General features: G+C 66.3%; 20 protein-coding genes. 9 read left to right on the forward strand and 11 right to left on the reverse strand.

The window, feature by feature from the left end; genetic code table 11:
- The first annotated feature begins 239 nt into the window (after positions 1–239).
- The 5 genes from B8V81_RS14215 (at position 240) to wsfD (ending at position 5809) form a co-directional block, all read left to right on the forward strand.
- A complete protein-coding gene (locus B8V81_RS14215; protein ID WP_101808569.1) occupies positions 240–1283 on the forward strand; it encodes an ABC transporter substrate-binding protein in 1044 nt (347 codons plus the stop codon).
- A 23-nt stretch (positions 1284–1306) separates the two neighbouring features.
- On the forward strand, positions 1307–2257 hold the full coding sequence (locus tag B8V81_RS14220) for an ABC transporter permease (protein WP_101809412.1): 951 nt from the start codon (positions 1307–1309) through the stop codon (positions 2255–2257).
- A 1-nt stretch (position 2258) separates the two neighbouring features.
- Positions 2259–3053 (forward strand): ABC transporter ATP-binding protein, encoded by a 795-nt coding sequence (locus B8V81_RS14225; RefSeq protein ID WP_101808570.1) that lies wholly within the window; start codon positions 2259–2261, stop codon positions 3051–3053.
- Positions 3054–3301: 248 nt separating this feature from the next.
- Entirely contained in the window at positions 3302–4348 is a 1047-nt protein-coding gene (locus tag B8V81_RS14230) for a glycosyltransferase family 2 protein (protein WP_101808571.1), read from the forward strand.
- Between the two features lie 12 nt (positions 4349–4360).
- Complete coding sequence (wsfD, locus tag B8V81_RS14235; RefSeq protein WP_101808572.1) at positions 4361–5809, forward strand: glycan biosynthesis hexose transferase WsfD; 1449 nt, start codon at positions 4361–4363, stop codon at positions 5807–5809.
- A 157-nt stretch (positions 5810–5966) separates the two neighbouring features.
- Here the strand turns inward: wsfD and B8V81_RS14240 are convergent, their stop codons facing one another.
- Entirely contained in the window at positions 5967–7661 is a 1695-nt protein-coding gene (locus tag B8V81_RS14240; RefSeq protein WP_101808573.1) for a PucR family transcriptional regulator, read from the reverse strand.
- A 189-nt stretch (positions 7662–7850) separates the two neighbouring features.
- Here B8V81_RS14240 and ald point away from each other — a divergent pair, with 189 nt between their 5' ends.
- Positions 7851–8963 carry an alanine dehydrogenase gene (gene ald / locus B8V81_RS14245; protein WP_101808574.1) on the forward strand — a complete coding sequence of 371 codons (1113 nt, stop codon included), beginning with the start codon at positions 7851–7853 and terminating at the stop codon, positions 8961–8963.
- A 57-nt stretch (positions 8964–9020) separates the two neighbouring features.
- Here the strand turns inward: ald and B8V81_RS14250 are convergent, their stop codons facing one another.
- The 5 genes from B8V81_RS14250 to B8V81_RS14270 all read right to left on the reverse strand — a co-directional run bounded on the left by B8V81_RS14250 (position 9021) and on the right by B8V81_RS14270 (position 13953).
- Entirely contained in the window at positions 9021–9479 is a 459-nt protein-coding gene (locus B8V81_RS14250; protein ID WP_101808575.1) for a hypothetical protein, read from the reverse strand.
- 180 nt (positions 9480–9659) lie between these two features.
- Complete coding sequence (locus B8V81_RS14255) at positions 9660–10082, reverse strand: DUF948 domain-containing protein (RefSeq protein ID WP_101808576.1); 423 nt, start codon at positions 10080–10082, stop codon at positions 9660–9662.
- A 3-nt stretch (positions 10083–10085) separates the two neighbouring features.
- Positions 10086–10835 carry a general stress protein gene (locus B8V81_RS14260; protein WP_101808577.1) on the reverse strand — a complete coding sequence of 250 codons (750 nt, stop codon included), beginning with the start codon at positions 10833–10835 and terminating at the stop codon, positions 10086–10088.
- A gap of 128 nt (positions 10836–10963) precedes the next feature.
- Positions 10964–12382 carry an aspartate ammonia-lyase gene (gene aspA / locus B8V81_RS14265; RefSeq protein WP_101808578.1) on the reverse strand — a complete coding sequence of 473 codons (1419 nt, stop codon included), beginning with the start codon at positions 12380–12382 and terminating at the stop codon, positions 10964–10966.
- Positions 12383–12555: 173 nt separating this feature from the next.
- The gene (locus tag B8V81_RS14270) at positions 12556–13953 is read right to left on the reverse strand and encodes a GNAT family N-acetyltransferase (protein WP_101808579.1); all 1398 of its coding nucleotides are present in this window, start codon (positions 13951–13953) and stop codon (positions 12556–12558) included.
- Between the two features lie 126 nt (positions 13954–14079).
- On the opposite strand from B8V81_RS14270, the gene B8V81_RS14275 reads away from it, so the two are divergent.
- A complete protein-coding gene (locus B8V81_RS14275; protein WP_101808580.1) occupies positions 14080–14511 on the forward strand; it encodes a hypothetical protein in 432 nt (143 codons plus the stop codon).
- A gap of 102 nt (positions 14512–14613) precedes the next feature.
- On the opposite strand, the gene B8V81_RS14280 is transcribed toward B8V81_RS14275, so the two are convergent.
- The 4 genes from B8V81_RS14280 to B8V81_RS14295 form a co-directional block, all read right to left on the reverse strand.
- Positions 14614–15846 (reverse strand): cation:proton antiporter, encoded by a 1233-nt coding sequence (locus B8V81_RS14280; protein ID WP_101808581.1) that lies wholly within the window; start codon positions 15844–15846, stop codon positions 14614–14616.
- A gap of 2 nt (positions 15847–15848) precedes the next feature.
- Positions 15849–16343, reverse strand: coding sequence for a cation:proton antiporter regulatory subunit (locus tag B8V81_RS14285; protein WP_028598088.1), 495 nt, complete (start codon positions 16341–16343; stop codon positions 15849–15851).
- A gap of 142 nt (positions 16344–16485) precedes the next feature.
- Entirely contained in the window at positions 16486–16887 is a 402-nt protein-coding gene (locus B8V81_RS14290) for a hypothetical protein (RefSeq protein WP_101808582.1), read from the reverse strand.
- A 117-nt stretch (positions 16888–17004) separates the two neighbouring features.
- Positions 17005–18702, reverse strand: coding sequence for a M3 family oligoendopeptidase (locus B8V81_RS14295; RefSeq protein WP_425320490.1), 1698 nt, complete (start codon positions 18700–18702; stop codon positions 17005–17007).
- Positions 18703–18887: 185 nt separating this feature from the next.
- Here B8V81_RS14295 and rbsK point away from each other — a divergent pair, with 185 nt between their 5' ends.
- Positions 18888–19919: a ribokinase gene (gene rbsK / locus B8V81_RS14300; protein WP_280522976.1), complete on the forward strand. Its 1032-nt coding sequence runs from the start codon at positions 18888–18890 to the stop codon at positions 19917–19919.
- 242 nt (positions 19920–20161) lie between these two features.
- Here the strand turns inward: rbsK and B8V81_RS14305 are convergent, their stop codons facing one another.
- Complete coding sequence (locus B8V81_RS14305) at positions 20162–20785, reverse strand: TetR/AcrR family transcriptional regulator (RefSeq protein WP_101808584.1); 624 nt, start codon at positions 20783–20785, stop codon at positions 20162–20164.
- Positions 20786–21026: 241 nt separating this feature from the next.
- Between B8V81_RS14305 and B8V81_RS14310 the strand changes: the two genes are divergently transcribed.
- Complete coding sequence (locus tag B8V81_RS14310; protein WP_101808585.1) at positions 21027–22502, forward strand: DHA2 family efflux MFS transporter permease subunit; 1476 nt, start codon at positions 21027–21029, stop codon at positions 22500–22502.
- Positions 22503–22607: the final 105 nt, after the last annotated feature.

Here is a 22607-nt window from a genome sequence, read left to right on the forward strand (position 1 = left end):
GCCGCGAAGCGGGAAGGCCGGGCCGGCCTTCCCGCTTTTTTGCCGCGCGCCGGCGGATCATCCGGACAGGGCGTTGCTCCTGCTCCGAACCGACGCTTCGACCCGCTTGGGCAGTCATGCTTTAATTGACGAATGGAACAAAGGGACTTAAACTGGTGGTACTGAGTTTTACATTTGGTAAAGTTATTGGTGAAAAAATGCTTGTCTTTTCCATTTCATACACGAAAAGGGGATCTGAAATGAACAAGAGAATGTTGGCGGCGGCACTCGTGTCGCTCGCGCTCGTCGCCTCCGGCTGCGGCGCCAAATCGAGCAACGAGGGCGGCGCGGCGAGCCCGTCTCCGACGGCGGCGGCAAACGCCGACGGCAAGTCCTATACGATCGCGATCTCGCAGATCGTCGAGCATCCGTCGCTCGACGCGACGCGCCAAGGCTTCCTCGACGCGCTCAAGGACGCGGGCATCGTCGAGGGCGACAACCTCAAGGTCGACTTCGACTCGGCTCAGGGCGACCAGAGCAACAACCTGTCGATCGCGCAGAAGATCGCCGGCAGCAAGGCGGATCTGGCGCTCGGCATCGCGACGCCGTCGGCGCAGGCGCTCGTGGAGAACGTGACCGCGATCCCGGTGCTGTTCGCCGCCGTCACCGATCCGGTCGCCTCCGAGATCGTGCCGAGCCTGGACAAGCCGGGCGGCAACGTCACCGGCGCCTCCGATACGAATCCGGCGGCAGTCGTGCAGCTGATGGACTTCATCGCCTCCGACTTCCCGAACGTGAAGAGCGTCGGCATGGTCATCAACGAGGGCGAGTCCAACGCGGTCATCATGGCCGACAACGCCGAGCAGGCGCTCGCCAAGCATGACATCAAGCTGGTCAAGGCGCCCGTCACGAACACCTCCGAGGTGAAGCAGGCCGCCGAATCGCTGATCGGCAAGGCCGACGCGCTGTTCATCGCCCTCGACAACATGGTCGTCAGCGGCGTGGACTCCATCATCGAGGTCGCCAATGCCAACAAGATCCCGTTCTTCTCCAGCGACCGCGACACGGTCGAAAAGGGCGCCTTCGCCACGGTCGGCTTCAAATACTACGACCACGGCTACCAGGTCGGCCAAATGGCCGCCGAGGTGCTCAAGGACGGCAAAAATCCCGGCGACATGCCGGTCAAGATGCAAGAGAAGCTTGATCTGATCCTCAATCTCAAAGCCGCTGAAGCCCAAGGCATCGCGGTGACCGACGCCATGAAGAGCCAGGTGAAGGATCCGGAAGCGAATATTATCCAATAAGAGGTGTTTCAGCCGTGTCGATCATGTCCCTCGTCTCCTTCAACGGAGCGCTTGAGCTCGGACTCATCTATGCCTTGATGGCGCTCGGGGTCTACATCACGTACCGCATCCTTGATTTTCCCGATCTGACCGTGGACGGCAGCTTCACGACCGGAGCCGCCATCTCGGTGCTGATGATCAGCCACGGGCAATCGCCCCTGCTGGCTACGCTCGCCGGCATGGCGGGGGGCATGGCGGCAGGCGCCTGCACGGGCCTGCTCCATACGAAGGGCAAGATCAACGGCCTGCTGGCCGGCATCCTCATGATGATCGCCCTGTACAGCATCAACCTGCGCATCATGGGCAAGCCGAACCTGCCGGTCAAGGTCCAGGACAGCCTGTTCGGCGGCTTCATCAAGTCCGATGCCTGGACGATCGGCGGCATCTCGTGGCTGTATCTGGCGGTGCTCGCCGTCGTCGCGGGCTTCGTCTGGCTGCTGCTGTTCGCCTTCCTCAAGACCGACCTGGGCCTGTCGCTGCGCGCGACCGGCGACAACAAGCGCATGATCCGCAGCTTCGGCGGCAACACCGACCGGACGACGATCATCGGCGTCAGCCTCTCCAACGGGCTCGTCGCGCTCTCCGGGGCGCTGATCGCCCAGGATGCCGGCTTCGCCGACATCAGCATGGGCATCGGCATGATCGTCATCGGCCTGGCGTCGGTCATCATCGGCGAGGCGATCTTCGGCGCCCGCGGCGTGCTCGGCACGACGCTCGCCGTCGTCGTCGGCGCGGTCGTCTACCGCGTCGTCATCGCGGCCGCGCTGAACGCGGACTGGCTCCATCTCAAGAGCTCCGATCTCAAGATCATCACGGCGGCGATCGTCATCGTGGCGCTCGTCGTGCCGACGGCCAACCGGGCGCTCAAGCAGCGGCGCCAGGCGCGGCGCCGCACGGCGGAGATCGCCTCCGCCTCGGCCAAGGGAGGGAAATGACATGCTGACGATCCGATCCGCTTCCAAGCTGTTCAATCCCGGCACCGTCGACGAGAAGGTCGCTCTGATGGACGTCAACCTGCATCTGGACAAGGGCGACTTCGTCACTGTCATCGGCAGCAACGGCGCCGGCAAGTCGACGCTCATGAACCTCATCTCCGGCGTCATGAAGCCCGATCTCGGCTCCGTGTCGATCGGCGGCACGGACATCACCGTCCGCTCCGAAGCGCAGCGCAGCCGCTGGATCGGCCGCGTGTTCCAGGATCCGATGGCCGGCACCGCGCCGAACATGACGATCGAGGAAAATCTCGCGATGGCGTACAACCGGGGCCGCAAGCGCGGCCTCAGCTGGGCGGTGACGAGCCGCCGCCGCGCCGTATTCCGCGCGCAGCTGTCCAAGCTCGGCATCGGCCTGGAAAATCGGCTCACCGCCAAGGTCGGCCTGCTGTCGGGCGGCGAGCGCCAGGCGCTCAGCCTGCTGATGGCGACGTTCACCGAGCCGGACATCCTGCTGCTCGACGAGCATACGGCGGCGCTCGACCCGGCCCGCGCCGAGCTGATCACGCGGCTGACGGAGACGCTCGTGCGCGAGATGAACCTGACGACGCTCATGGTCACGCACAACATGGAGCAGGCGATCCGCCTCGGCAACCGCCTCATCATGATGGACAAGGGCCGCATCATCCTCGACATCCCGGCCAGCCGCAAGGACGGCCTCACCGTCCAGCGGCTGCTCGGCGAGTTCGAGCAGATCAGCGGCCAAAAGCTGGCCGACGACCGGCTCGTGCTCGGCTGACAGACAGACAGGCGTTCCAGGCCCGCCCTCGCAGGCGGCCTGGACGCTTTTTTTGATTGAAGCGACGCGCTTCGGGCAAGGCTGAGCAGGGAAGGGCCGGCGCCGCCCGGCAGAAGCGTCGAGGGGGACGATTCCGGCATGCGATGGGGGAAGTTTTCGTCCGTTCATGCATGATTAAGGATTTCTGCCGAAGGATGAGGTATAATTAGGCATCATTTTGCCTCGGGCTCAGAGTAGGAGTGAAAGCTATGTTCAAGCAGCAGCCGATACTCGGCATCGTCGTGCCGTGCTACAACGAGGAGGAAGTGCTGGAGCTGACCGTCGTCGAGCTGGACGCGGTGCTGGCCGGCCTGGAAAAGGAAGGGCTCGTGTCTCCGGAGAGCTTCATCCTGTTCGTCAACGACGGCAGCCGGGACCGCACCTGGCCGCTCATCGCCGATCTCAAGGAGCGCTACCGCCGCGTCTCCGGCCTCAATCTGGCCGGCAACGTCGGCCATCAGAGCGCCTTGCTGGGCGGCCTCATGACGGCGCGGCGCCATGCCGACTGCCTCGTCAGCATCGACGCCGACCTGCAGGACGACGTCCGCGTCATCCGCGACATGGTGCTGCGCTACCGCGAAGGCTGCGACATCGTCTACGGCGTGCGCAGCAGCCGGCAGCGCGACACCTGGTTCAAGCGCACGACCGCCGAAGGCTTTTACAAGGTGATGGAAGGCCTCGGCTTGCGCATCGTGAACAACCACGCCGACTACCGGCTCATGAGCCGCCGCGCGCTGGACGAGCTGTCCCGCTTCTCCGAGGTCAACATCTTCCTGCGCGGCATGGTGCCGATGCTCGGCTACCAGACCGGCATCGTCTATTACGAGCGGCTCGAGCGGGCGGCGGGAGAGTCCAAGTATCCGCTCAAAAAGATGATCAGCTTCGCGCTGGAGGGAATCACCTCGCTGTCGGTGAAGCCGATCCGGATGGTGACGGCGGCGGGCTTCGCCGTGTTCGCCGTCAGCATCGTCATGGCCATCTACGGCATCGTCTCCAACCTGACGGGCCGGGCGGTCAGCGGCTGGTCGTCGCTCATCGTCTCGCTCTGGTTCATCGGCGGGGTGCAGCTGCTCTCGATCGGCCTGATCGGCGAGTACATCGGCAAGATCTACCGCGAGGTGAAGCGTCGCCCGCTGTACATCGTCGAGCGGGAGCTGCCTCCGGCCGTGCGGCGGAGGGGCGAGGGCGCGGTTCGCGAGCAAGACGAGGCAGAGCAGGAAGGGGCATCTGCCGCTCCTGCTCCTGCCTTGTACTAGGGGGTGCCAGGCTTGAACGAACGCATCAAGCTCGAATATGCCGCGGCCGCGGCCGCGATCGGCATCCTGATCGGGCTGCTGTTCGCCTCGCCGTTCGTCGGCATGGCCGACAACGGCGATTTCCTGCGCGTGCTCATGACGGCGGGGCTCGACTACAATCCGGCGGCCGTCAGCTACGAGGACCGGTTTTTCGGCTGGGCCAACTCGGTGTTCGCCTACGAAGGCCTTCGCGGCGCCTACATCACCTCCCAGCTGATTCCGGTCTACATCGCCCGCTCGTTCGGCTGGCTGTACGACCAGACGCTGTTCAACGTGCGCTTTCTCGGCGCGGTCTACTCGGCGCTGCTCGTCTCCGCCGTCTTCCTGATCGTCCGCTCCGGCAGGCGGCATAGCCTGTCCGCGGCGCTCATGCTGGCGGCGGGGCTGCTGTTCGTATTCCTCGACGTCCGGTATGTCGCGTATTTCAACTCGTTCTTCGCGGAGCCGGTGTCGCTGCTCTTCCTGCTGCTCACGGCCGCGACTGGCCTGAGGCTGGCTCAGCAGGACAAGCCGACGACCGGGGCGGCGCTGCTCTTCTTCGTCTGCGCGTTCATGCTCGCGACGGCCAAGCTGCAGAATACGCCGATCGGCATCGTGCTGGCGCTGTACGGCCTGCGGCTGCTCCCGCTGCGCTGGGACCGGGCGTGGCGGCGCTGCGTGCTGTGGGGCTGCTCGACGCTGTTCCTGCTGTCCGCGCTGCTCTACGCGTTCGCGCCGGATGGGCTCAAGCATATCAACCTGTACCAGACCGTCTTTTTCGGCATCCTCAACGAATCGCCGGACGTCAAGGGCGACCTGCGCGATCTCGGCCTGCCGGAGAAGCTGGCGGTCAACGCGGGCACGAACTTCTTCCAGACGGACGCCCCGATCAAGCAGGAGGCGCCGGAGATGAAGGAGGACTTTTACGACCGCATGTCGCATGGCAAGGTGATGCTGTTCTACGCGACGCATCCGCAGCGGCTGATCGGCCTGCTCGACCGGGCGGCCGAGCGGGGCGTGCAGCTGAAGATCAGCTATCTCGGCAACTACGAAAAGAGCGAGGGCAAGCCGGCGCTCGCGCTCAGCGAGCGCTACAGCGGCTGGAGCCGGCTCAAGGCGGAGTTCATGCCGCGCTCGCTGTGGTTCGTGGCGCTCTTCTACCTGCTCTACGCAGCCGTCTGCGTCGTCGAATGGCTGCGCGCCCGCAGCACGGCGGGCCGCATGACGGCGGAGCTGATGCTGCTCGTCGCGTTTGTCGGCGTCTTCTCGTTCGTCATCCCCGTCGTCGGAGACGGGCTGGCCGACCTGGAGAAGCATCTGTTCCTCTACAACGCGGCCTCCGACATGATGCTCGTCGCCGCCGCCGCATGGCTCGTCCACCGGATCGCCGGCCTGATCGGCGGACGGCGCCGCCGCAGCGGCTACGGATCGTACCGCTATTAAGCTCGGGCGCTCATGCGCGCGAATGCCAAAGAACGTCCCCGCCAGCCTGGCGGGGACGTTCTTTTTGTTGGGAAGGAGACTGGCGCGCCGCGTCTCTTGGCTTCGTGGCCCCGCAAGGGAAAAAGTTCCCTTGTTCGCCGCGTCTCTCATGGAGAGCTTACGCCTGGCCCGGGCCGGGGCCGCGGGAGATTCCGGCTCCGGTGCGGAGCTTGTACGCCATGAGCGCCATCTCCAGGCCGATCCGCTTGTGAGGCTCGCGGAACGGATCGCCGATCAGCTCGTTCAGCCGCTCCATCCGGTTGTAGAGCGTCTGCCGGTGGATGAACAGCCGCCGCGCCGTCTCGTGCTTGGAGCCGAAGCATTTGAGGTACATGTCCAGCGTCTCGAGCAGCTGCCGGCGGGCTTCCTTCTCCAGCTGCAGGATCGGGCCGAGATGGTCCTGTACGTAGCCGCCCAGCAGCTGCGCGTCCGGTATCGCCTGCAGCAACTGATAAGCGCCGAGCTCGTGGTAAAAGACGGCCTCTCCAAGCTCCGGCACGCGCCGCGCGATCTCGAGCGCCTGGCCGGCCTCGCGGAACGCGGCGGGCGCGTCGAGCAGCGCTCCGCGGGCTTTGCCCGCGGCGGCGCGCAGCCGCATGCCGCCGAGCTGCTCGCCGGCGTAGCGCAGCGCGTCCTCGAGCACGCGCCGCGCGCCGCCGAGCAGCCGCTGCTCGGCGGCGGCGAACGAGCCGTCCGCCAGCAGCAGCAGCCGCGTCAGCGAGGCCGACTCCGCGTGCAGGCTGCCGCGCAGTCCGTGCTTGCGCAGCAAGGTGCGCAGCAGCACGGGCAGGTCGCGCGCCGCTCCCTCGAGCCGGTCGCCGCGATCCTCGCCGTCGTCGGCATCGAGCTCGAGCAGCAGCGCGAGCGCGGCGCCGGCGCCGCCGGCAGGCAGGCCGGCGAGCGAGCGGGCCTGCTCCTCGCTGCGGGCTTTTCCCTCCATCAGCTCAGGGATGAGGCGGTCCTGGCGGCGCGCGTCATGCTCGCGGCTGAACTGCGTGCGCAGCGTCAGCGCGGCCGCGGCGGAGGCGGCCGCCTCCAGATAGGGCGAGCGCAGCTCCGCCTCCTCGGCGTCCTCGACGACGAGCCCGACGGCGGCCAGCAGCTGGCCGTAGCCGAGCACCGGGCGCAGCAGCAGCTGCCCGCCCTGCTCCAGCGGCAGCAGCAGCGGAGCGCGCCCGTCGCCGAAGCGCCCCGCCTGCTCCAGTTCGCGCACATCGAGCCCGGCCAGCTCGCGCAGCTCCGGCTCGGCGGCGAGCGGCGGGTGATGCCGGTCGGGCTCCAGCAGCGAGTAGAACAGCGTCTGCCGGCCGGTGTCGGCATGCAGCAGGCGCAGCACGGCGGCGATGTCGCTGTGCTGCAGCGTCAGCTGCTGCAGCCGCCGCGCGAAGCGGTCGGCCGCATCCTGCTGCCCGCGCCGCCGGCCGAGGATGAGGGCGTGGATATCCTGGGTAATATCGGAGAAGCGGACCGGCCGGTCAAAGACGATGACGGGAAAGCCATGCTCCTCCGCCAGCTCCAGCACTTCCTCCGGCACTTCGTCGATGCTCGTGCCGAGCTCGAGGATGAGGCCGGCCGCTTCCTGCACGATCAGCTGGCGGACATAGTCGAGCCGATCCTGGATCGACTGTTTGAGCCACAGTCCTGTGGTAAGAATAAGATCATGGCGGCTGACGAAAGGCGCGTTGCGCACGATCTCGATCACATGCACCCACCCGACCGGACGGCCGATCCCCAGGCCGCCCGCGGCCAGCCTGGCGCCTGCGAACAAGGGGCGCTGCAGGATGTCCCGTACTTGCAAGTCCGTCACGTTCATGGAGGGACAACACCTTTCCGTGGAGCATATAGTTGAAGCAAGGAGACGCCTTCCGGTTCATGTCAGCTATCGGCAACACGTCGACCCGCGGCGGCGAAAGCTTCGACAACGTGTAAGATGCCGCCCGTCCCGCGCTGCCGTACCATAGAAAAAGGAAAACAACCCTATTATAGACGAGGTGCCTGTCCCATGAAAATCGGAATTCCGAAGGAAATCAAAAACAACGAGAACCGCGTCGCTCTTACCCCGATGGGAGCGGCCGAGCTGATCCGGGCCGGCCATAGCGTGCTGATCGAGCGCGGCGCAGGCGAGGAGAGCGGATTCGCCGACGCGCTGTACGAGGCGGCCGGCGCGTCGATCGCGCCGGAAGCGGCGGAGGTATGGGGCAGGAGCGAGATGGTGATGAAGGTGAAGGAGCCGCTGCCGGCCGAATACGGCTTCTTCCGGGAAGGGCTGCTGCTGTTCGCCTATCTGCATCTGGCGGCCGAGCCGGAGCTGGCGGAGGCGCTGCGCGCGTCGGGCGTGACGGCGGTCGCCTACGAGACGATCCGCGTGAACGGCGCGCTGCCGCTGCTCGCGCCGATGAGCGAGGTGGCCGGCCGGATGGCGGTGCAGGTCGGCGCGCAGATGCTGGAGAAGGCCTACGGCGGCAAGGGCAAGCTGCTGTCCGGCGTGACCGGCGTGAAGCGCGGCAAGGTGACGGTCATCGGCGCGGGCATCGCCGGCACGAGCTCGGTGCAGCTGGCGGTCGGCCTTGGCGCGGACGTGACCGTGCTCGACACGAACACGAACCGGCTGCGCGAGCTGGCGCTCGTCTTCGGCAGCCGCCTGCAGACGCTGCAGTCGACGACGCACAATCTGGCGGAGTCGGTGCGCGAGTCGGATCTCGTCATCTCGACCGTGCTCATCCCAGGCGGCAAGGCGCCGAAGCTCGTCACCGAGGAGATGGTGCGCTCGATGGAGAAAGGCTCCGTCATCGTCGACGTGGCGATCGACCAGGGCGGCAGCGTCGAGACGATCGACCGCATCACGACGCATGACGATCCGGTATTCGAAAAGCATGGCGTGCTGCACTACGCCGTCGCCAACATCCCTGGCGCGGTGCCGTACACATCGACGATGGCGCTCACGAACGCGACGCTGCCGTTCGCGCTGCAGCTCGCCTCGCTCGGCGCCGCGGCCGCGATCCGCGCCTCGCAGCCGATCCGCGAGGGCGTCAACGCGATGGGCGGCCATATCACCTACGAGGCGGTCGCCCGCGACCTCGGCTATACGTATAAGCCGGTGCTGGAGCTGGTGTAGCGGACTCGTCCGCATGTGAAGCGAGCAGGTCCATCGGGAGCAGGATGGGATGCGTCCTCACTTCCTCTGGACTGGCGGCGCCGGGGAGCGGAAAGTGCCTCGGTTCGCGCAGAACGTGCGCATCGGCTCCACGAGGGAGCGGAAAGTGCCTCGGCTCGCGCAGAACGTGCGCATCGGCTCCACGAGGGAGCGGAAAGTGCCTCGGTTCGCGCAGAACGTGCGCATCGGCTCCATGAGGGAGCGGAAAGTGCCTTGGCTCGCGCAGAACGTGCGCATCGGCTCCATGAGGGAGCGGAAAGTGCCTCGGCTCGCGCAGAACGTGCACATCGGCTTCACGAGGGAGCGTAAAGTGCCTCGGTGCGCGCAGAACGTGCGCATCGGCTCCACGAGGGAGCGGAAAGCGCCTTGGCTCGCGCAAAACGTGCACATCGGCTCCACGAGGGAGCGTAAAGTGCCTCGGCTCGCGCAGAACGTGCGCATCGGCTCCATGAGGGAGCGTAAAGTGCCTCGGCTCATGCCAGTGGTTTCCATACACGCTCCAGCGGCCCGAAAAAGCCCCTCTCGCATCGCGAGAGGGGCTTTTGGTCGGTCGGCGGAAGCGCGGTCCGCGACATGCGGGCTGCCGTCGCGTCCGACGCTTCGTCCTCGCGAGCCGATCCACTACCGGCTGCGGCGGAAGCGCAAGCCGCCCTTCCGCTACCGGCTGCGCGGGCCTGGAGCCGCCGAAGGGCCGCCGATGCGGATCGAGACAGCTTCTCCCGGGAGCGAGCGGCTCGGACGCGGGGCGGCGCCAGGGCGGGAGCCGCCGCTTTTTTCGGCCATCGCCTGCTTGAACGATTCGGCGACCTGATGGATGACGTCGCCGACGTCATGAGCGCTGTCCAGCAGCGGATCGACCGTCGTGATGCGGCCTTTCACCTCGCGGATCGTGCTGTTCGCCGTCCGGACGAGGGAGGTCGCTTCGCCCGCGAGCGGATCGATCCGGCTCCGCAGCTCGGCTACGGTCTGCTGCACCTCGTCGAGCGTCGAGCGGAGCTTGCGCAGCGACTGGATGCCGAACCAGGCGACTGCGGCCAGGGACAGGGAGGCGAGTGCGGCGCTTGCTCCGGCGAGCGTCATCGCTTACTCTCCCGCCGGCGGGATCGGCACGATCAGCTCCTGCGCCGGAGCGGGAGCGTCGACCGTGCTCTCGCCGGGCCGCGGACCGATCAGCACCCGCACGTCCTCGGCCGCTGCGCCCGATGCGGCTCCGGCCGCGGCGGCGGATTCCTCCCGCACCCGGTTCAGGCGGACGGCGCGGTCCGCCGAGCCGGGAGCCGCGGCCTCGTCGCGCAGCCGGCCCCCGTCCAGCGCTATCGCCTCTGCTGCCGCCGATTCGGCGGCAGCCCCTTCGAGCGAGCCGCATGCCGTCACGATCCGCTCCGCCAGCGCCTGATTGCCTGCGTCGGCCGTAGCGATGACGAGCACATGATCCTGTTCGACGAGCGTCCGGTACTGCTCCGCTTGATGATCCGGGATGCCGAGGCCGGCGAGGCCGCCGACAAGCGTGCCGGCGCTGCCGCCGAACGCCGCTCCGGCCAGCACCGTAGCGATCGGCCCGGCCGCCAGCAGCGGCCCGATGCCGGGCACGAACAGCAAGCCCGCCGTCGCCAGCACGCCCGCCGCCCCGCCGAGCACGGCCCCGGCCAGCCCTCCGGACACCATGCCCTCCGAAGCGTTCGTTCCCGTCTGCGACTCGACCCGGCATACCTCCTCGCGGGTCCGCCGTATGACCGACAGCTGCTCCTTGCTCCAGCCGGCGGCCTTCAGCTCCTCCATCGCATGCAGCGCATCCTTCTCCGCTCGGAATATCCCTACCACTGGTGCCGTCATCTCGATTCCTCCTCGGTTGGTCGAATGTCCTCTCTGTCAGCTCGAGCTACTCAGAACATCACCAAGGGGACAAGCGGCGCAAACAAGGCGGACGGGCAGGGCGGCAACATTTCTTTTAGAACCGGAAATTACTTCGCGTCCTCGAGCAGATGCTCGCCGGCGATGCCGGGCGAGGTCATCGCGTACGGATCGAGGATCTCGGTCATCTCCTCCGGCGTGAGCAGGCCGCGCTCGAGGATCAGCTCGCGGATCGTCAGGCCGGTCGCGAGCGCCTCCTTGACGAGCTGGGCCGCCACCTCGTACCCGAGATGCGGGTTGAGCGCGGTGACGATGCCGAACGAGTTCGCGACATAGCTTTCGCAGCGCTCGCGGTTCGCCTGCATGCCCTCGACGGCATGGCGGAGGAACACGTCGACGCCGTTGCGCAGAATCTTGAGCGACTGCAGCAGGTTGAAGGCGATGACCGGACCCATGACGTTGAGCTCGAACTGTCCCGCCTCGCATGCCATGCACAGCGTATGGTCGTTGCCCATCACCTGGAAGGCGACCTGGTTGACGACCTCGGCCATGACGGGATTGACCTTGCCCGGCATGATCGACGAGCCCGGCTGGCGCGGCGGCAGCGACAGCTCGGCCAGGCCGACGCGCGGACCGGAAGCCATCAGGCGGATGTCGTTGCAGATTTTGGACAGGTTGACCGCGCATACCTTGAGGGCGGCCGACAGCTCGGTGTAGGCGTCGCTGTTTTGCGTGGCGTCGACGAGATCGTCGGCGGCGCGGATCGGCAGCCCCGTCTGCTCCTGCAGATGGGCGATGACGGAGGAAATGTACTCCGGCTTGGCGTTGAGGCCGGTGCCGACCGCCGTCGCGCCCATGTTGACGGTCAGCGCATGAAGGGCCGCGCTGCGGATGCGACCGATGTCGCGGCCGAGCACGGCGGCGTAGGCGCCGAATTCCTGGCCGAGGCGGATCGGCACGGCATCCTGCAGATGCGTGCGGCCCATTTTGATGACGCTGTCGAACTCGTCGCGCTTGGCGAGGAAGCCGTCCTGCAGCGCCTGCAGCGCCTCGAGCAGATGCTGGGTCAGCGTATAGGCGGCGATGCGCAGCGCGGTCGGGATCGCGTCGTTCGTCGACTGCGACATGTTCACATGGTTGTTCGGGCTGCAGTGGAAGTAGTCGCCCTTTTCCCGTCCGAGCAGCTCGAGCGCCCGGTTGGCCAGCACCTCGTTCATGTTCATATTGATGGACGTCCCGGCGCCGCCTTGAATGCTGTCGACGATGAACTGGTCGAGCAGCTGCTGCTCGATCACCTCTTCGGACGCCTTCACGATCGCTTCGCCGATCGACGACTGCAGCAGATGGACGTCCATATTGGCGCGTGCGGCGGCTTTTTTCACATGGGCCAGCGCGACGAGCAGCTCCGGATGGATCGGCACGCCGGTGATCGGGAAGTTTTCGACGGCGCGGAGCGTCTGGATGCCGTAATAGGCGCTCTCCGGAACTTCTTTTTCTCCAAGAAAGTCATGCTCGAGTCTAAACGCCATCTTCTATTCATCCCTTCTGCATATCCTTCTCTCGTACAAGCCGAGGGTGAAGCCGGGCAGATTCTACCATGCGCCCCGCCTTTCCGTCAAAAGCTCGCGCTAATGCTCTGCCGCGAAACAGAAAGCGTCCTTCGCGGGCAGCAAGGCGCACGGGCGAAGGACGCAGGAGCCGGTCAAATATAACTGAGTCCGGCCGTATACGGAAACGGGAGCGGAAAGTAGGTCCGCAGCTGCCGGGCTTCGGCATCGGTCAAAGGCAAATGGCGGCTCGTCCCGCTCGAGGGGCGGGGGTCGGCCGGGCATTCCGCCGCGGCTGCGGCCGTGCCGGGCTTGCCGGTGCGGCCGGAGGCCCGAGCCCGGCTCGAAGCGCCGCCGCTCTCGCTCGCGGCCGCCGATTCGGCCTCGGCGCTGCCGCCGGAGGCGCCGGCGAGCGCGGGCAGCAGATCCGCCGAATCGCGTTCGCGCTCCGCGGCCTGCTGCCGGACGAAGGCGTCCGGACCGTCATCCGGCTCGGCGTCGGGTCCGTCGAACAGGAGCAGCGTCCAGTCGCGCGCGCTCAGCGGTATGAGGCGCCCGTCAAGCGCGAGGGCATGCTCGCCCTCGGCCAGCCGCTCGACGGTCCAGTCCGGGAGCCGGCTGCCGGCTGCCGCCGCTTTCGCCTCGAAGTATGGCTGCAGCTGCCGCCAGAGCAGCGGCAGGTTCATGATGCGGACGGTGCCTTGGTTGTGGCTGTCGGTGTAAGGATGCCCTTCCAGCAGCTGCATCATGCGGCGCTCATGGGCGGAAGCGAACAGCAGCAGGGAGGAGAGCTCCAGCTGCGCCATCGCTGCGCGCGCGAGCGGCAAGACGTCGGCGGCCTTGCCGCCCCATTCGACGACGAACGGCTCCAGGTCGGAGCCGTCCGGGATCGGTCCGGCGGCGATGACGACATAGGCGAGCAGCCGACCGGCAGCCTCGGCGACGAGCACCTCGTGATGGAAGCCGTACATCGCCGCGACCGCTTCGCTCGCCAGCTCGGACGCGAAGTCGGGGATGCTGCGCAGATAGCCGGCCGGCTTGGCGTCGGCAAGCTCCTTGAGCCGGAACCAGTCGTCGGCCGCCATCGGCCGGACGCGCATGCCCGGCGGCAGCGTCTGCGCCGCGTCCGGCGCGGCGGCGAGGCGGTAGCGGCGCACCGAGCCGAAGGCATGGCAGCCGCCCCGCCGGTAGAGGGAGCGCGTGCCGGAGACGAGCATGAGCGCCGCTTCCATCCGCTCCGCCTGATGGAACGCTTCCTGGAGCAGCACGCTGGCATGTCCCTGCCCCCGATAGTCGGGATGCGTGCAGACGGAGCCGAGCGCGCAGACGCTCAGCAGCGCGGGGCCGATCCGGATCTGATGGGGCACGAACCCGATGAACGAGACGAGGCGGCCCTCCTCGGCGATGCCGATCGACAAGCCGATCGCCGGATCGAAGATGCGGGGAAAGCTCGTCCCCATCGAGGGCTCGCCTTCCTCGCGGAAAATCCGGTCGGCGAGGGCGACGGCCTCGTTCAGCTCCTGTCGGTTCAGGCGCTTGCGCAGCTGCTTCATGCGGACTCACTCCTTTGGCGGCAAGAATGCGGATGGAGAGATATATGGCGCGAAGGGGCTTCCATCCATTCCAAATCTAGAAACCTATCATATGCTATCCTATCCTCGTTGGAAAGGAGGGTTCCTATGTCCCGCTTCCTTGATCTTAAGACTAGCCAGAACGCCAGCTTCGCGAACTCGATCGCAATTCCGATCACGATCATCAACGAAGATCAGCTTATCGCCCAGCAGACGCTCGACCTGACTGCCGGAGTCTCAGGTCAGACGCGGGTCGATTTTGTCGGCATGATGGCCATCCAGCTCGGCTTGCTGCCGGTGGCGACGACGGTGACGATCAGCGTCGTGCGCGGCACGCTGCCGACGGATACGCTTGTCTTCTCCGCTGCCCAGGTGCTCGACATCAGCCTGCTCGGACCGCAGCTCATCAATATCGCCGGCTCCGACTTCTTCGCTCCGAACGCCGTCCAGACCTACACCGTATTCGCCTCGGTCTCGGCTCTCGGCGCCACGCGCGTCGGACCGGAAAGCTTCAACTTCATCGGCTCCTCCGACACGTAGGGCAAGCCGGCAAAAAAGAAAGCGGTCAGCAGCCTAGGGCTCTGACCGCTTTTTGGCGAGTGGAGGAACCGGCGCGGCGGCAAGGCGCCGGCCGGCGGATCGTCAGCTGCTCGTCTCCGGAGCCTGCTGCTGCCGGCGGTCGTAGCGAGCGTTGAACTTGAAGATCGGATCGAGCATCCGGAATACCCACTTGCTTTCCTTGGTCAGCAGCGGCCCGAGAATCGCGAGGATCAGCACGTACAGCGCGGCGAACGGCTGGATGATGGCGGCCAGGCCGCCGGCCATCGCCAGATTGGCCATGATGATCGAGAACTCGCCGCGCGCGACGATCGTCAGGCCGATCTTGGCGGAGGCGTACGGCGGAATGCCCGCGCTGCGGCCCGCGAGCATGCCTGCGGCGAAGTTGCCGACCAGCGTGATCGCGACAGCGCCGAGCGCCATCCATACGGCTCCGCCAAGGGCGGTCGGATCGATCGTGAGGCCGAAGCTGAAGAAGAACATCGCTCCGAAGAAATCGCGGAACGGCAGGATGAGCTTTTCGATGCGATGGGCATGCTGGGTCTCGGCCAGCACGAGCCCGACGAGCAGCGCGCCGATCGCCTCGGCGACGTGGATCGTCTCGGCGAAGCCTGCGATCAGGAACAGCGAGCCGAATACGATGAGCAGGAACAGCTCGTTGGAGCGGATGTCGAGCCAGCGGTTCAGCTGAGGGACGAGCTTGCGTCCGACGATGAGCACGCCGAGCATGAACACGAGCGCGATCAGCGCCGACAGCAGCACGCCGCCGAGGCTCGAGGACGAGCTGAGCACGAGGCCGGATACGATGGAGATGTAGAGGGCCAGGAAGACGTCCTCGAACATGATGATGCCGAGAATCATCTCGGTCTCCTGGTTGGCGGTCCGCTTCAGGTCGACGAGCACCTTGGCGACGATGGCGCTGGAGGAGATCGTCGTGATGCCGGCGATGATCAGCACCTCGGACAGCGGCAGGCCGGTCAGGAAGCCGTAGAGCAGGCCGAGCGTGAAGTTGATGCCGATGTAGATGCTGCCTCCGACGACGATCGACTTGCCCGACTTAATGAGCCGGCCGACGGAGAATTCAAGGCCGAGGTACAGCAGCAGGAACAGCACGCCGATGCGGCCGAAGAAGTGGATGAGCTCGGCGCTTTCGACGAAGCGGAAGTCGAAGTGTCCGATCTTGAACGCATGCGGGCCGACGAGCATGCCGACAATGATGTAGAACGGGATGACGGAAAACTTGAGCTTGGCGGACAGGATGCCTGCAAGCGCGACGAGGCCGATGGCGAGGCCGATTTCCATGACGAGATGGTCCATCGTCACTCACATCCGTTCTTCAGGATGTCGCGGAACGCCTTTTGCTGGCTGCGTTCGCCGGCTACGATCAGGAGTGCCTCCTCGGTGAGGACCAGATCGGGTCCCGGGTTGATATGCTTCGTCGCTCCGCCTTTCTCGACGACGGCGAGCACGCTCGCGCCGGAACGGTTGCGGACTCCGAGCTGCCCGATGGAGCTGCCGACGCTCTTGTAGGTCGGCTCCACCCGGTACCATTCGATGATGAGGTCGTCGAGCACCATCTCGATGTTCTCCAGCGCGCGCGGCTTGTATTGCATGCCGCCGACGATGGAGGCGAGCATGCGCGCCTCGTCGTCGTCGAGCGAGAAGACGGGCTTGAAGTCGTTGTCCCGATCCGCTTCCATATAGCACTCGCGGCGGCCGTCGTCATGCACGACGACGATCAGCACGTCGCCCCCGCGCGACTTGATCTGGAATTTTTTGCCGATTCCCGGCAGGTACGTCTCTCTGATGTCCATACATCTACCTCCTGTAGTGGGTTCTCTCCTCTAGTGCGTTAGCTTGCCGAAAAAAGCCGAATCCTATCGCTCCCCGCCGAAAAAGCGGAGAGCGTCCGCTCCGCGCGGCGACAGGCCGGGCGGGCGGAGGTCGAGCCTTGCGTCAGGCGGCATAAGAGGCGCTGCGGACAGGAGCGAGCAGGCAGCGGACGAGCCGGCGGGCGACGGATGGCGCGGTGCGCAGCTTGCGCGACCAGGCGGGAGCGGCGAATACCGCGGCCAGCATCAAAATCGCGGCGGCCAAGGGCGGCGCGAGCGCGGACGGAGCTTGCGACGGAGGATCGGGACGATGGAGCGGACCCGACTGCTCCCGTTCGGCCGCATAGGAGCGGGCCGTCACGGGCACGCCGGTGTCGAACGAACGGGACATGGCGCTTTCGGCGGCCGTCCCGGCGGAGGCCGCTTCCGGCAGCAGGATCGGAGGGGTGGGCGTGGAGCAGATCAGAATCAGGGCGACCAGCAGCAGCGTAAGCCAGCGTGCGGGCGAGCCCGAGCGATTCATCATGACCTTTCCCCCCTTTTTGTTAGCTAATTACCCTTATTATACGGAATAAAAGCGATTTGGTGGCAAAAAACAGCCCTTTTCCTTGAAATTCAAGGACAGGGCTGCGGAAAAAAGGGCTTAGAAGCTGCTGTCGTCGACGCTGTCGAGCCAGCTGCGGATCTCGCCGATGACGCTCGTCACGGAGCCGTCCTCGAACGGAGACAGCAGCCCCGCGCTAGCGGCGAGCGCGGTGAAGGACTTGCTGCCGCCGAGCCGGCAAAGAGCGAGGTAGTCCTGCCAGGCGGCGTCGAAGTCCTCCCTCGAGCGCTTCCAGAACTGGAAGGCGCACAGCTGGGCCAGCGTGTAGTCGATATAGTAGAACGGCGTCTGGTAGATGTGGCTCTGGCGCTGCCAGCGGCCGCCGCCTTCGAGGTAGGCGTTGCCGTCAAAGCTGCGATGCGGCGTGTAGACGCGCTCGATTTCCCGCCACTTGGCCTTGCGCTCGGCCGGCGTCGCCTCGGGATGCTCGTAGACGAAGTGCTGGAACTCGTCGACGCTCACGCCATACGGAATGAAGCTGAGCGCGGAGGCGAGATGGTCGAAGCGGTATTTGTCCGTATCTTCCTGGAAGAACAGCTCCATCCACGGCCAAGCGAGGAACTCCATGCTCATGGAGTGGATCTCCGCCGCCTCCATCGTCGGCCACAAATACTCCGGCACGTCGAAGCCGCGGCTCATGTACACCTGGAACGCGTGGCCCGCCTCATGCGTCAGCACGTCGATGTCGCCGGAGGTGCCGTTGAAGTTGGCGAAGATGAACGGCGACTCGTAATCGAAGATGTATGTGCAGTAGCCGCCGCCTTCCTTGCCCTTCTTGCTCAGCAGGTCGAGCAGCTCGCGCTCGGACATGAACGTGAAGAACTCGTCGAGCTCGGGGCTCATCTCGCGGTACATGCGTCGTCCCTGCTCGAGGATCCAGTCGGGATCGCCCTTGGGCGTCGGGTTGCCGCTCTTGAAGCGGAAGCCCTCGTCGTAGTAATGGAGCTTGTCCACGCCGATGCGGGCCTGCTGGCGCTCGTACAGGCGGGAGGCGACCGGCACGATATGCTCGCGCACCTGGCGGCGGAATTTCGCGACCATCGCCGCGTCGTAATCGGTGCGGCCGAGGCGGTCGTAGCCGAGCTGCACGTAGTTCTCGTAGCCGAGCTGGCGGGCGATGCGCGTGCGCACCTGGACGAGCTCGTCGTAGATGCGGTCGAGCTCGGCCTCGTTGCCGGCGAGGAAGCCGAAGGCCGCTTCGCTGGCGCTTTTGCGGGTGGCGCGATCCGTCGACTGGGTATACGGCGTCAGCTGGGACAGCGTGCGCTCCTCGCCGTCGAACGGAATCCGGGCGGAGGCGATCAGCTGGCTGTATTCGGTGCGCAGCTTGTTCTCGAGCTGGAGGTCCTCGATGATCTCCGGCTTGAACGTCTTGAGCGCGAGCTCGGCCGTGCGCAGCAGCTGCGTGCCGTACTTCTCCTCGATCCCGCTGCGGAACGGGGACTCGGTGAGGGCGCGGTAGTAGTCCGTGACGTACTCCTGGAGGATCGGGGACGTCTCGTCGGAGTAGTCCTGCTCGGCTTTGTAGAAGGCATCCTCGGTATTGATGGAGTGGCGGATGTAGACGAGCTGGAACATCGTCTCGATCTCGTTGCGCAGCTTGTTCACGGCGGAGATCGCCTCCAGCAGCTCCTCGAGGCTGGCGGCGGCGCGCATGGCGGCGATCTTTTCCTTGAAGGCGTCGGCTGCCGCTGCGCGGTCCGGCCGTTCGTAGCGGTATTCGCTGAATTTCAACACGAGGGACACCTCTTTCGTTATCGTTGTCGTCCTGCAGGAAACAATCTCCATTATACCGGATCGGCGATTGCCGGTGGAGGCGAATTTCCTTATAGCCGTGCTTTCCCGCCATCGCTCCCCTGCGCAGGAAGCTTGAAATGAGCTAGAATGAGAGAGGCTGAAATGAAGGAAAGGTGCGTGCAGGCATGATGAAGCAAGGAGCGAACGAGAGGAACGGAGCGGCTCCGGAAGCGGCGCCGCAAAGGCGGGACGTCCCGGGAGGCGCGGCGGCAGCGCCGCGCGTCGCCGTGGCCGGCAGCCTCAATATGGATCTGGTCATCAGCATGGGCCGGATGCCGCTGGCCGGAGAGACGATCAGCGGCAGCGCGCTGCATACGCTGCCCGGCGGCAAAGGCGCCAACCAGGCGGCCGGCTGCGCCCGGCTTGGAGCGGCGACCGAGATGATCGGCCGCGTCGGCGAAGATGCCTTCGGCAAGCAGCTGCTGGAGCAGATGCGGCGGATGGGGGTCGGCGCCTCCGGCATCGGCGTCCACCCGAGCGAGCCGACCGGCGTCGCCTCGATCTATCATACGCCGGAGGACAACTGCATCGTCATCGTCGCCGACGCGAACGGGGAATGCGGCGAGGCGTGGGTGGAAAGCCGGCGCGAGTCGATCGAGGGCGCGCAGGCGCTGCTCGTGCAGCTTGAGATCCCGCTGGAGGGCGTGCGCGCCGCGCTGCGCATCGCCCGCGAGGCCGGCGTCGCGACGGTGCTCAATCCCGCGCCGGCGCAGCAGCTGCCCCGGGAGCTGCTCGAGCTCGCCGACTACATCACGCCGAACGAGACCGAGTTCGCCGCCTTGACGGGGGCATCCGCCGAGTCGGAGGACGAGCTGCGCGAGGCGATCGCCGCCTGGCAGGCAAGCGTGGGCGGCCGCGTCATCGTCACGCGCGGCGCCGCCGGCTGCTCGTTCGTCGGCGAGGACGGACGCCTCGTGACGGTGCCGGCGCCGCGCGTCGAGGTCGTCGATACGACCGGAGCCGGCGACACGCTGAACGCGGCGCTGTGCGTCAAGCTCGCGGAGCTGGCCGCGCAGGGAGCCGCCGCGGGCGACGCCGAGCTGCTGGAGGCGCTGCGCTTCGCCGTGCAGGCGGCCTCGCTGGCGGTGACGCGCTTCGGCGCGCAGGACGGCCTGCCCTCCCGCGAGGAGGTCGAAGCGGCGCTGCAGCAGGCTTGAGGCTTGAGGCGCGTTCGCGCCGCCGGCTGTGCTCTGGCGACAGCAGGCTTTACCCTGCGCCAGCAGGCTTGGCTTCGGCCGCCCCGACCGTTCTTCCGAACGGCCGGGGCGGCTTTTTCGCGTCGGACCAAGGCGATGCGGAGAGGACGCCGACAGAAAAAATCCGAAGCATCGCGGGCGCGATGCCTCGGATCGGGGAAGCCGCGCGTGCGGACACGGCGAAAAAAGCGGCCGGCGCGGCGCTACTCCGCGCGGAACAGCGGCCGGATCGCGGTGCAGACGATGCGCCGGATGATCTCCTCGGGATCGACCTCCAGCTTTTCGTGCAGATGAAGCAGCGACTGCGGCGAGAACAGCGAGATGAGCAGATGGGCGCTCACGGCCGGATCGACCGCCTCGATCGTCTGTCCCTTGATCCGGGCTTCGTCCAGCAGCGCCTGGATCGTCTCGTACAGGAAGCGGTAGGGAGGGCTCTCATAGAACTGCTCGATCTCCTTGAACGTGTTGCGCCCGTTGTAGATCGCCGTGTGCATCGCTTCGACGATGCGGCTGTCCGCGATCAGATGCTCGACGACGAGCGTCGCCAACGCCGCCAGACGCACGCACGGAGGCTCGCCGGCGAGCGCTTCCAGCCGGACGAGGATCGACTCCCGCAGCCTGTGGAACTCCTCCTCCATCAGGCATAGGCACAGGTCGCCCTTCTGGGCGTACCGGCGGTACAAGGTGCCCTGGCCGACTCCGGCCGCCTTGGCGATCTGGTGCATGCTGACCGCATCGACGCCATGCTCGGCGAACAGGCTGCGCGCCGTATCCAATATGGATGCGCTCAGCTCGCGGGATCCTTTTCGTTTATCCGGAATCGGCATGCGCTTTCATCTCTTTCCTAAAAAGTTTACAACTAAAAAACGTCGTTGACAGGCGGACAATTGTCCGCTATAGTCAAAACGTTTCCCATAAGCGGACAATTGTCCGCTTGCCGTACCGGACGGCTCGAAGCCGCTTGCTGCCTTATTTTATCCCTTCTGCGGGCAGGGGTCAATGAAGGGCGGGCCGCGGCCGGCGCCTCCGGGCGGAGGGAAGGAAAAGAGAGATGAAGGAGTGGAGAGCATGTCGCAAGTCGCAGGGGGCGGCCCGGCCGGACCGGAGCTGTCGATGCGGGCCATACTGGCGCCGCTGGTGGCGATCATCATCGGAATGTTCATGGTCATTCTGGACGGGACGGCGATGAACGTCGCCGTGCCGAAGCTGCAGCAGGACTTCGGAGGCGCGTCGCTGTCGCTCATCCAGTGGACGATCACCGGCTACGCGCTCGCGCAGGCCGCGGTCATCCCGCTGGCCGGCTGGCTGTCGGACCGGTTCGGAGCCAAGACGATCTTCATTCTGTCCGTCGTGCTGTTCACGCTCGGCTCCGCGCTGTGCGCGATGGCCGGCAGCGCGGAGCAGCTGATCGCGTTCCGCGTGCTGCAAGGGCTCGGCGGGGGCATGGTCGCGCCGATCGCGATGGCGTTCACGTACCGGATCGCGCCTCCGGGCAAGGTCGGCGCGGTGATGGGCATGATCGGCATCCCGATGCTGCTCGCTCCGGCGCTCGGTCCGGTCGTCTCGGGCTGGCTCGTGGAGTACGTGTCCTGGCACTGGATCTTCCTCATCAACCTGCCGATCGGCGTCATCGCCGTCATCGTCGCGCTGCGCACGCTGCCGGTCATCGACCGCCAGACGGTGCCCGTACTCGACATGATGGGCATCGTGTTCGGCCCGCTGGCGTTCGCCGCGCTCGCCTACGGCGTCTCCGAGGGCGGCACGGACTGGACGTCGGCGCGCACGCTGACGGGACTCATCGTCGGCGGCGTTGCGCTCGTCGTCTTCATCATCGCGGAGCTGCGCCGCTCGAACCCGCTGCTCGAGCTGCGCGTATTCCGCTCGCCGAACTTCACCAAGGGCATCCTCGTGCAATGGATCTCCCAGGCGGCGCTGTTCGGCACGATCTTCCTGCTGCCGCTGTTCCTGCAGACGGCCAAAGGCTACGGGGCGCTGGACACCGGCCTCATCCTGCTGCCGCAGGCGCTCGCCGCCGGCCTGTTCATGCCGATCGGCGGCAGGCTGTACGACAAGGTCGGGGCGCGCCCGCTCGTCATGACGGGCATGGCGCTCGTGAGCGTGGCGGCGTTCCTGCTCTCCGGCATCGAGGCGGACACCGGCGTCGGCTCGCTCATCCTGCCGCTCGCGCTGATCGGCGCCGGCATGGGCCTGTCGATGATGCCGCTCAACACGCATATCATCCAGTCGGCTCCGGCCCAGCTGGTCGGCCGCGTCACGTCGCTGACGGCGGCGGCGCAGCAGGTCGTCAGCTCGTTCGCCATCGCCGGCCTCTCGACCTACCTGACCGGCCGCATCAAGGACAACGGCCCGGAGCTGGGCGCGCAGCCCGCCGAGCTGCTCAGCGCCTCGTACGGCGACACGTTCGCGCTGCTCATCTGGATCGCGGCGACCGGCGTCGTGCTTGGCTTCCTGCTGAGCCGTCCGAGGCCGCAGGAAGGCGCCGCGCCTTCTTCCGAGCCGAGCATGATGATGGGCGGGCACTGACGCTTCGCTTCGTCCATGAAGCAGGTCCGCAGCAGCAAAAGGCGCTTCGCGTCCCCTTGCGGGGAGCGAAGCGCCTTTTTGGCGGAGCAGGGCCCGCATGCGGTC

The sequence above is a fragment of the Paenibacillus pasadenensis genome (assembly GCF_002864175.1).
GTDB lineage: Bacteria > Bacillota > Bacilli > Paenibacillales > Paenibacillaceae > Paenibacillus_O > Paenibacillus_O pasadenensis.